The 10,085-nt window shown below is 63.7% G+C and carries 8 protein-coding genes and 2 pseudogenes; 1 reads left to right on the top strand and 9 read right to left on the bottom strand.

What is annotated here, in order from left to right; translation table 11 throughout:
• The 3 genes from VN004_RS13005 to VN004_RS12995 all read right to left on the bottom strand — a co-directional run.
• Window positions 1-536 (bottom strand): L,D-transpeptidase (locus VN004_RS13005; RefSeq protein ID WP_414710295.1); only part of this gene is annotated, 536 nt, incomplete at its 3' end.
• 231 nt (window positions 537-767) lie between these two features.
• The gene (locus VN004_RS13000) at window positions 768-2,327 is read right to left on the bottom strand and encodes an amidohydrolase family protein (protein ID WP_325610632.1); all 1,560 of its coding nucleotides are present in this window, start codon (window positions 2,325-2,327) and stop codon (window positions 768-770) included.
• A 47-nt stretch (window positions 2,328-2,374) separates the two neighbouring features.
• A complete protein-coding gene (locus VN004_RS12995; protein ID WP_325610630.1) occupies window positions 2,375-3,415 on the bottom strand; it encodes an ABC transporter substrate-binding protein in 1,041 nt (346 codons plus the stop codon).
• Between the two features lie 259 nt (window positions 3,416-3,674).
• Here VN004_RS12995 and VN004_RS12990 point away from each other — a divergent pair, with 259 nt between their 5' ends.
• On the top strand, window positions 3,675-4,190 hold the full coding sequence (locus tag VN004_RS12990; RefSeq protein ID WP_325610627.1) for a VOC family protein: 516 nt from the start codon (window positions 3,675-3,677) through the stop codon (window positions 4,188-4,190).
• Between the two features lie 27 nt (window positions 4,191-4,217).
• Here VN004_RS12990 and VN004_RS12985 read toward each other — a convergent pair whose 3' ends face one another.
• The 6 genes and pseudogenes from VN004_RS12985 to VN004_RS12960 form a co-directional block, all read right to left on the bottom strand.
• On the bottom strand, window positions 4,218-5,072 hold the full coding sequence (locus VN004_RS12985) for an ABC transporter substrate-binding protein (RefSeq protein ID WP_325610626.1): 855 nt from the start codon (window positions 5,070-5,072) through the stop codon (window positions 4,218-4,220).
• 161 nt (window positions 5,073-5,233) lie between these two features.
• Entirely contained in the window at window positions 5,234-6,691 is a 1,458-nt protein-coding gene (locus tag VN004_RS12980; RefSeq protein ID WP_325610623.1) for an aldehyde dehydrogenase family protein, read from the bottom strand.
• A gap of 829 nt (window positions 6,692-7,520) precedes the next feature.
• A pseudogene (locus VN004_RS12975) lies at window positions 7,521-8,243 on the bottom strand (ABC transporter ATP-binding protein); the annotation flags it as partial.
• Window positions 8,236-8,970 (bottom strand): ABC transporter ATP-binding protein, encoded by a 735-nt coding sequence (locus tag VN004_RS12970; protein WP_325610620.1) that lies wholly within the window; start codon window positions 8,968-8,970, stop codon window positions 8,236-8,238. The gene VN004_RS12970 and the pseudogene VN004_RS12975, both read right to left, overlap by 8 nt.
• Window positions 8,967-9,938, bottom strand: a complete 972-nt coding sequence (locus tag VN004_RS12965; RefSeq protein ID WP_325610618.1) for a branched-chain amino acid ABC transporter permease — start codon at window positions 9,936-9,938, stop codon at window positions 8,967-8,969. Before VN004_RS12965 ends, VN004_RS12970 begins: the two co-directional genes overlap by 4 nt.
• Window positions 9,935-10,085: pseudogene (locus VN004_RS12960) on the bottom strand (branched-chain amino acid ABC transporter permease); the annotation flags it as partial. The pseudogene VN004_RS12960 and the gene VN004_RS12965, both read right to left, overlap by 4 nt.

Here is a 10,085-nt window from a genome sequence, read left to right as displayed (position 1 = left end):
GCATTGGTCATGCGAAAACATCCCGACGACACGGCCTGGCCGATCGTGTGAGGCTCGTTCGAGCCGTGGATGCGATAAAGCGTCGAGCCGAGATACAGGGCGCGCGCACCGAGCGGATTGTCAGGGCCGCCGGGCATGTAGCGCGGCAGGTCGGGGCGGCGGCGCAGCATTTCCTTGGGCGGCGTCCAGCTCGGCCATTCGCGCTTGGCCGATACGGTCTTCACACCGCTCCAGGCAAAGCCGTCGCGTCCGACGCCGATACCATAGGCGATCGCCTGCCCGTTGCCGAGAATGTAGTAAAGCCGACGCTGACGGGTACTGATGATGATGGTGCCGGGGCGCTCGCCGCTCGGATAGGAAACCGCGCCGCGCGTCACAGGAGAGCCGCCATAGGGGCCGCCATACATGTCCTGCCTTTCGACAGGTGCGCCTCGTCTGAAAAGTCCGAAAGGATCGAAAACCGTTTGGGCCTGCGACGCGGTCGATATCACAGCCGAAATAGCCGTCACCAGAATGGCGCGGGTCAGAATACGCATCGGCATGGGTGACCTCGTGCTGTGATCGTGCGGGCAGAGGGCGTGAACCGAATTATGGGTGCGAAATGTTAATTTCCGAAATACGGCATGCCGGCGGCAGGCACCGGAGCCTCGGGCGGTCGCTCGCCAAGGTCTCGTTCACATGGTCTCGTTCAAGAGGAACGACGGCGCGATGATACCGGCGCCAGATCACCTTTGACGCCATTGATGCGCACAGCGTGCATGCCACTCTTATGATGCGGTACGGTCAGGATCGCTTAAGCCGCCGCCTGCGTAGCGGTTGAGGCCAAGCGGCGCGCGGTTCACATTGCGCGCAGCTTCCAGCAGATATGGCACCGCCGGCGCGCTCCGCTGCGCGATGCTTTCGTAATCCGCGTCCACCTTGGCCATGATCTCGGTGAGTTCGCCGCGGAAATTGTCGAAGTCGAGTTTCGTCGGCTTGCCGCCGGACATGACGATCTCGCCATCGACCATGACGGTGTCGACGCCGCGGCCGGTCTCGCTATAGACCATCTGCCGGGCCGCGGAGTTGAACGGCTGGTAGGCATAATCAGATAGGTCGATCAGCGCGAGATCGGCCTTCATCCCTGCCTTCACTTCGCCGACCTGGCCGGACAGCCCGACCGCCCGCGCGCCACCGATGGTCGCGGCATCGATCGCATCGCAGGCGAAAACGCCCGACGGCTCGCCATCCATGCCCTGCGCCAGCAGGGCATACATCTTCATCGCCTGGAACAGGTTCTGGCAGTCGCTGCAACTGCAATTGTCGCAGCCGAGCGCGAGATTGATCCCTGCCCGCTTGAAATCGATCAACGGCGCGGTGCCGTTCTTCAGCTTGAGATTAGCGAGCGGGTTGTGCACGACACCGGCACCGGCCTCGGCGAGTTCGTCGATCTCCGGCCGGCTCAGATAGACACCATGCGCGAGCGTCGTGCGGTGCGTAAGCAGACCGATCTCGCGCAGATAGCGCACATAGGAGCCGCCGAAGCGGCCATAGACCTTTCGCGCCTTGGCGAGCTGCGCGCGCGTCTCGTAGGTGTGGGTCAGCACCGGCAGATCGAAATCGGCGGAAATTTCGGCGAGCCCTTCGAGCAATTCGGTCGAGCAGCGCTGCGGCCCCGACGGGCCGATTGCCCAGGTCAAACGCGGCGGCAACGGATTGCGGCGCGAGAGTTGAGCGCGGATGAAAGCGAGATCGGCTTTCGCGTCGCCCGGCTTGCCGTGGATCAGGGCGACAACGTCCGGCGGAATGCCGGGCGGCAGAAACGGTTCGATATCGAGCGCTGCCAGATCGCGCACCGCGATGGAGAACACCACGCGGATGCCGACTTCGTCATAGGCGGCGAGGATGGTGTCCAGCGTCTCCTCGTCCTGCGGCACCAGCGAATTCATGTCCTGGATCGTGGTGATGCCGTGCCGCAACGCCTCCAGCGCGCCGAGGACCGTGCGGGCGCGGAGCTCCGCCTTGCTGCGCTTGCCCCAATAGGCCGGCTGCGAATGCAACGCCCAGACGTCGAAGGCCATGTCCTCGAAGCGGCCTTTGGAGAGGACATCGTAGGAATGGTAATGCGCGTTGACGAGACCGGGGATGACGAGCTTGCCGGTCGCGTCGATCACGCGCGCATCCGGCACACCAATGCTCGCCGCCCGAGCAATATCGCTCGCGCCCTCTGTGCTCGGTTCTACGACGCGGAGGATCCGGTCTTCTACGACGATGACATCGCGCAAAGGCGGGCGATGGATGTCGCCCGCCCGGTCATAAACGCGGCCGCCCCGGATCAGGGTTTTCATGGTGCCCGGCGGTGGTCAAACGCTTGATTGGCGACGGAAATCCGCCTTCAATTCGGTTTGGGCGCGAACATGCGCTCGGATTTCGCCGGCAGGAACGAGCGGTTGAACACCTCCGACGCCTTCGGCTTGGCCTTCAGCTCATAGGCCTCCGCGACCACATCAATCGACCTTGTCAGCTTGTCGTCGGTCAGGTCGCCGACGCCCAGCTCGGTGAACTCCGCACCATTCATCAGGTTGCCGAGCGCGTAGGCGATCCGCCTTTTCTCGACATCCGCATTGATCAACGGCTCGATCTTCACAAGTGTCTTCACGCCCATATCTGGATCGGCGATCACCTCCTTCAAGGCCTTGTTGATCGCGCGAACGAGACCGGCAACGGCCTTCGGATTCTCCTTCAGCAATTTCTGCGAGACCATGACGCCGTTCGAATACAGATCAAGGCCGAGATCGCCGTAATTGAACCACCGATAATCCTTGTCGGGGTCCTGCTTCTGCTGGATCAGGTTCATGTAGCTCGTGACGTTGAACACCAGCGAACCCTGTACCTGATCCTGGATCAGCATCTGCTCTTGCAGATTGGGCGCCATGTTCAGGATTTCGATCTTGGAAATATCGAGCTTGTTGGCCTTGGCCAGACTAGGCAGAAGCCGCAAGGTGGCGCTGCCCGCCGGGCCGCCGAGCTTCTTGCCCTCAATGTCCTTGATGGTCTTGATCGGGCTGCTCGCCTTGGTGACCAGCACAAAGGGTGGCCGATTGTAGATCTGATAGACCATCACCGGCGCTTCGCCAGGCTTGTTCGCTGCCTGCTGGATGATCGCATTGATATCGCCGAAGCCGGCGTCATAAGCCCCCGACATGATGCGGGTGATGGTTGCCGCCGATCCCTCGCCCTGATCGATCTTGACGTCCAGCCCCTCGTCTTTGAAGTAGCCCTTTTCCAGCGCGACATAATACCAGGCGTGAATGCCTTGATGCTTGAAGTCGAGCGTGAAACGGATCGGCGTGAGCGTCTGCGCAGCGGCCGGCATGATGGTGGCGGCGGCAAGCGCGCCGGCAAGCACGATGCGGCGCGCAAATTTGGTGAGCATGATCGCAATCCCCTTTTCGCCGGCGGTCCGCCTCGCTGGCGTCTGCCATGCGCAATCGCGTTGAACCTTGGACGGTTCAGCAAGCCTCGTGCCACGTATTGCAACATGCCGTTTGGGGCCGGTGCTCCGTGACCGGAGCTGCCGCAGCGGGCCGAATCTGTCGCGTTTACGTGGTGGAGCCCACAAACTGAGCAGCCGATGATGCCTTCGCGGTCGCTGCAATCACGCCTATAATCGCGCTGGACCCTTGGAGGCACTGATGACCCAGCTCCCGCTTGCGACCTGTCACGGGCTCTTCCATCTCGCGATCAAGACCGCGGATCTGCATGCGACCGTGCATTTCTGGACGAAGATCATCGGCCTGAAGGAGATTCACCGGCCCGATTTCGGCTATCCGGGCGCATGGCTCGCCTGTCCGCAGCCAGGCGGCCTCCCCATCATCCATATCTACGCCGGCGGTCCCGCACTCGGCCCGGAAGGCAAGGCGCCCTATGGCACCGCCGCAATTGACCATGTCTCGCTGTCGTGTTCGGGCTTTGCCTCCTACAAGGAGCGCTTCAGGAAAGCCGGTCTCGACTGGCGCGAATTCGAAGTGCCGGGCACGACGCTCTGGCAGCTGTTCGTGTACGACCCGAGCGGCGTGCAGCTCGAGCTCACCTTCGAGGGCAGCATCGAAGGCGACGAGGGGCCGGACCTCTCGCCCGAGCGCGTTTATGTGCCGGGTGCGAGCTTCTTCAAGCCCTCGACCTATCCGAAGCTGCTCGAACCGGCGTGAATCGGCGGCAGCCGATAAGCGGCCGCATCAGAACCTGTCGGGAAGTCCGGCCCAGACATCCGCCTCGGTCAACGGTCGGGGCAGCATGCTCTGCTCGGAAATATATTTGAGCGCGAGCGCAACGCTCGGCTCGATCGCCTTGCGGCCGATCGGAAGCGCCTTGGCGGAGGGCGTGTCCTTCCAGGCCGCTCGCACCGCATCCCAAAAGCGCATCAGCGCGTCGCGCTGCGCATCGACCACCGTCTGCTTTGCGACAATGACGTGGTTGACCGGTACGAAACCGTGTTTGCTGGCAAATTCGCGGCCGGCTTCTTCGGCATCGGGATAGACATCGGCGAGATCGGGGTCGGTCGGCTTATCGTTGCCGACGATCACCGCATCGAGTTCGCCCGCGCGCAGCATGTCGAGCAGCGCAGAGCCGGGCTTGGCGCGCGTCGCAAAGGGCGGATCGGAATATTCGGCGACATGCGGATCCTCGAACGTCGTCCAGTGCACCGATTGCGGCGTCACGCCGAAATTTTCGCTGAGGATCCCCCGCAGCCATGCGCCAGTGGTCTGGCTGTAGGCGCGCACGCCGATGCGCTTGCCTTTCAGATCGGCCGGGCCCTTGATGTGGGTGTTGCTCCTGAGCTTGATCAGGCTGATTTCCTGAGAGCGCGCGGCGACCGCGGCCGGGATCAGCACCAGCGGCTTGCCGTAGGCTTTCGCCTGCAGGAACGTCACCAGCGCCATCTCGGAAATGTCGTAGGTGCCCTGCCGCACCATCTGCGCGAACGCCTTGGTGATCGGCGAGACCTCGACGAAATTGAAATGTGGCGATGACGCAAGGCGCTCCTTCAGGAGCCGCGTATGCGGATAATTGCCAATCGCCACACTCAGCACGAACATCCTCCGTCGGACTCTGGTTCTGTCATGCGCCGCGAAGGTGGGCATGACGCAAGAAAGGCTCGCCTAACACTCCGCTCGTCCCCGCGAAAGCGGGGACTCAAGTAGTGGATTCCCGCTTGCGCCGGAATGAGCGGAGTTCGGAAATCGTGCGGCCTTTAGAACATCGGCGGGAAGGGCCGCCCACCCCGATCGAGTGTGATCCAGCGCGTTTCGGTGAAGGTCTCGAGCGACCAGCGCCCGCCATGCTTGCCGACGCCCGACGCCTTGAAGCCGCCGAACGGCACATGCGGCTCGTCGTTCACCGAGGAGCAATTGATGTGGCAATTGCCGGTCTCGAGCTTGTTGACGATAGCAAGGCCCCGCGCCTCGTCCCGCGTCATGACGCCCGCCGACAATCCGTATTCGGTGTCGTTGGCGATCTGGATCGCCTCCTCGTCGGTGCGGAACGGGATCACCGGCACGACCGGACCGAAGGTCTCGTCCTGATAAAGCTTCATGTCGGGGGTGACGCCGGTCAGGATGGTCGGCTCGACGAAACGGCCCTCGACCTTACCGCCGAGCGCCACCTTGGCGCCCTTGGCGATCGCGTCTTCGAGCTGCTCCCGCACCTTGCCGACCTGCTTGTCGTTGATCAGCGGGCCGATGATGTGCTCCTTGCTCTTGGTCGGATCGCCGACCTTGAGCTTCTTCGCGCGCTCCACGAACTTCTTCAGGAAGTCGTCGTAGATCTTTTCGTGCACCAGCACCTTCTCGACCGACATGCAAATCTGGCCCTGATGCATGAACGAGCCGAAATTGGCGGCCTGCGTCGCGCGCTCCATGTCGGCGTCATCGCATACGATCAGCGAATCCTTGCCGCCGAGTTCGACGCAGCATTTCTTCAGGTGCGCGCCGGCCTTCGCGGCGACCTGGCGGCCGACCGCGGTCGATCCGGTGAACGAGACGCCCTTCACGTAAGGATGCTCGATCAATTCGTCGCCGACCTCCTGCACATTGTCGCGCGAGCAGGTCACGACGTTGAACACCCCTTTCGGCAGACCGGCCTCTTCAAAGACTTCGGCAAACAGCAAGCCGCCGCAATAGGGGGTCTCTTCCGACGGCTTGAGCACGATGGTGTTGCCGGCCGCTAAGGGGAAGGCAAAGCCGCGCGACGACAGGATGCACGGGAAATTCCACGGGCTGATGACTGAGACGACACCCATCGGCCGGCGCACCGCCATCGACACTTTGCCGTATTCTGACGGCAGCACCTCGCCGGTCGGCTGCCACACGGACGCCGCGGCGGCGCGGAAGACCTCGACCGTATAGCCAGTCTCGAACATGCCCTTGCCGAACCAGCCGCCGCCCTCGGCCTGCAGCGCCTCGACGATCTCCATCTTGCGCTTCTCGAAAATCTCGGCGGCCTTTTCGAGATAGTGCGCGCGCTTGGTGAAGGGCAAAGCCGACCATTCGGCGAACGCGGCTTGCGCCGCTTCGATGGCTGCGGCGGCTTCGGCCCGGCCGCAATCCGGCACTTCCGCCCAGACCGATCCATCGGCGGGATTGAGGTCCCTGAACATCCGGCGGGTGGACGAACGGCCGCCGATGAACTGGCCTTCGAATACGCGTGCCATGTCTTGTCTCCCTTGAGCGATTGCCTCTGGGCGTTGGCCCCGATGTTACGCCTTGCTGCGGCTATTTGGTATCCGGTCCGCTTTCGCCCGGCAGGTCGCCGGGACGCAGCTTGACCATGGTGAGGCGCTTGCGGCGCGCCGCGAGATGCTGCGCCTGAACCTGCGAGGCCCGCGCCACCAAGGCATCGACGTCGATGTGCGCCGGTGGCGGGGTAACAGCATCCGGCGCCTGCGGATCGATACCGGCGGCGCGGCTGTTATGTCCGATCAACGCATCGCGCTTGTCGGTTTCGTCTTGCATTTGCGTTTCACCCTTGCGCGCGAAGGCACTCGGCACCGGCGCATTCAACCGCCGCTGACGGATATGCTCTGCGAAGCGATCGGATGCCGCGCGCGCCAGCGTCGCGGGTTCGAGCGGATCGTCTTCGATCAGCGCCGAGGCGGGATCGTAGCGGCCTGCAAAGGCAGACGGGTTCTCGCGCGCGGCACGCAACTCCCGAATATGCCGCGCATGGCGCAGCGACGCCGCCTTGGCGAGTTCGGCGGCATGATCGGCCAGGCGCTTGCCATCGTCGGCGACATGGGTGCGTCCCCCGGCTGGCACGGAGGATGTTATCGAAGGAATCTCCGCCCACGGATCGCCCGCCTTTTTCGGATCGTAGCGCCCGACAAATGCACTCGGGAGCGGTGCCGACTGCCGCAGCGCCTTGACGAATGCGGTGCGGATCGCATCGGCGCGAAGCGCCAGACTTCCGATCATTCGGCCGACCGCAGCGAGATTGAGCGGCAGCGGGAACGACGCCGGCAATCTTACCTGAGGCGCAACCACCGCTGCGCCGCGCCGCGCGCCGCCGAGATAGGCATTCACCACCGCGGGGTCAGTCATCAGACTTTGCGCCGAACCCTCGCCGGTGATGCGGCCGACCTCGATCAGATAGCCGCGATCGGCGATCTTGAGACTCTGCCGCGCATTCTGCTCGACAAGGAGGATACCGACGCCGGTCTCCGCGATCTTCGCCAGCGAGCGAAACAGCTCCTTGGTCAGAACCGGCGACAACCCGAGCGACGGCTCGTCCAGCATCAGGATGTCCGGCTGGGACATCAGCGCGCGGCCGATCGCCACCATCTGCTGCTCGCCGCCCGACATCGTGCGCGCGATCTGCGAACGCCGCTCGGCGAGACGGGGGAACAGCGTAAAAATCTGATCGAGTGTCGCGCGCTCGCGGGCGCGGGCGCGATTGGGGAAGGCGCCGAGTTCGAGATTCTCGGCAACGGTCAGCTCGCCGAAAATGCCGCGCCCTTCCGGAACGAGCGCGATCCCCTCCTCCACGATCAGATGCGCCTTCATGCCGGTGATCGGCTTGCCGTTCATCACGATTTCGGAGCCGGGCTCGACGCGCACCGTGCCGGCGATCGCCTTGAGCAGGCTGGATTTGCCCGCACCATTGGCGCCGAGAATGACGCAGACCTCGCCCTTCGCCACCGTCGCAGACACATGGTCGAGCGCCTGGTGGCGGCCGTAACGGACGCTGAGATTTTTCACCTCAAGCATCGTCGTCGTCTCCGAGATAGGCTTCGACCACCTCGGGATCGGCGAGCACGTCCTCGACGTCGCCCTCCTTGATCTTGCGACCGGAATTCATCACGACGCAACGGCCGCACAGCGAGCGGATCGCGTCCATCACATGCTCGACCATGATGATGGTGCGGCCCTGTTCGCTCAGCTTCGCGATCAGCTCGATGCCGATGTTGAGTTCGCTCGGATTGAGCCCGGCGAGCCATTCGTCGAGCAGCAGCACCCGCGGATCGGAGGCGAGCGCCCGGGCGAGCTCGACGCGCTTCTGGTCGATATAGGTCATCGCCGCGACCGGCACATGCTCGCGGCCGCGCAGACCAACCAGCGCCAGCAATTCATGCGCGGCCTCGCGGGCCTGTGCGCCCCACAGCCGGCGATGGCCGAAGACCGCGCCCGCGATCACATTGTGCTCGGCATCCATCGCCGGCAGCATGCGCACGAGCTGGAAAGTCCGCGCGACGCCCTGCCGCGCGATCTTGTGCGCCGGCATGCCGGAGATGCGGGTGCCCGACAGCACGATCTCGCCGGCATCGGGTCGAAGCGCGCCCGAGATCAGGTTGAGCATCGTGGTCTTGCCGGACCCGTTCGGGCCGATCAGGCCGAACAATTCGCCTTCGCGCACCTCGAAGCTGACATCGTTCACCGCGACAAGGCCGCCGAAGGCCTTGCGCGCACCGTTGACGCTGAGGGCGACGGCGGTCATGCCCGCTCTTCCACAGGCGCGGCTTCGGGCGCAGCGCGCGGCTTCTTCAGATAGGCCCAGAACTGCTCGAGACGCCCTGTGATGCCGTCCGGCAGCAGATAGACGATGACCAGGAAGGCGAGGCCCATGACGATCGAGGTATCGTTCGGGAAACGCACCGACACGATGTCCATGACGATCGTGAACGGTATCACCCCGACCAGAGGCCCCCACAATTTACGGGTGCCGCCGAGCAGCGCCATAATCACGACGAGGAAGGAGATCATCGGACTGAAGGCGCCCGGCGGCTCCACATAGCTGTAGCGCGGCGCAATGATCGCGCCCGCAATGCCGATGAAGGCGCCGGAAATCATGAACAAAATAATTTTCAGCTTCGCCGTGTCGATGCCGGAATGCTTCGCCACGGTCTCGTCGTTGCCGATGATCTGCATCGCAAAGCCGAGCCGCGAGCGGTTGATCAACCAGCCGGTGATGAAGACGACCGCGGTCAGCCCGAGCAGCATCCAGTAGATGTCCCTCTCGGTGAAGTCGGTGAAGACATAGAGGCCCATGCGGCTCGACAGCTTCACCTGCGTATAGGACACGATCTGCCGGACCAGTTCGGCAAGGCCGAAGGTGAAGATCACGAAATAAACGCCGGAGATCCGCAGCGTCGCCGCGCCAACGAGCCCGGCGAGAATCGCCGCGACCACGCCGCCCATCGCGACCAGCACCGGGAACGGCAGGTAATCGAGCCCCAGCCCCACCGTATAGGTGCCGAGACCGTAGAACGCCGCCGTCGCCAGCGACACATAATGGGTCGGACCCGAGAACAGCGTCCATGCGGTGCAGAGCGCCGCAAACAGCACCATGTTGATCGCAAGCGAGAGGTAATAGCCCTGATCGGCGAGCGGCAGCAGCGCCAGGACGCCCAAGGTCGCCGCACCGAGAATGCCGGTCAGCACCTCGCCGGAGGAAAGCCTCGTCATGCCTGCTGCCTGCCGAAAATGCCCTGCGGCCGGAACAGCAGCACAAAGGTGAACAGCGCATAGGTCGCGGCGAGCGTCAGGCCGGGATCGATCAGTCCGGCGACTGCCGTCTCGGCGATACCGAGGATCAGCGCCGCGATCAGCGCG

The organism is Pseudorhodoplanes sp., from assembly GCF_035565855.1.
In the GTDB taxonomy this organism is placed as follows: Bacteria; Pseudomonadota; Alphaproteobacteria; order Rhizobiales; family Xanthobacteraceae; genus Pseudorhodoplanes.
The sequence above is the reverse complement of the archived record's forward strand: the minus strand, read 5'-3'. Positions and strand labels throughout refer to the sequence as shown.

Coding starts and splice junctions, on each gene's coding strand:
- VN004_RS12990 (WP_325610627.1), top strand. CDS start 3,675: ATGACCCAGCTCCCGCTTGCGACCTGTCACGGGCTCTTCCATCTCGCG.
- VN004_RS12980 (WP_325610623.1), bottom strand. CDS start 6,691: ATGGCACGCGTATTCGAAGGCCAGTTCATCGGCGGCCGTTCGTCCACC.
- VN004_RS12970 (WP_325610620.1), bottom strand. CDS start 8,970: ATGACCGCCGTCGCCCTCAGCGTCAACGGTGCGCGCAAGGCCTTCGGC.
- VN004_RS13000 (WP_325610632.1), bottom strand. CDS start 2,327: ATGAAAACCCTGATCCGGGGCGGCCGCGTTTATGACCGGGCGGGCGAC.
- VN004_RS12965 (WP_325610618.1), bottom strand. CDS start 9,938: ATGACGAGGCTTTCCTCCGGCGAGGTGCTGACCGGCATTCTCGGTGCG.
- VN004_RS12995 (WP_325610630.1), bottom strand. CDS start 3,415: ATGCTCACCAAATTTGCGCGCCGCATCGTGCTTGCCGGCGCGCTTGCC.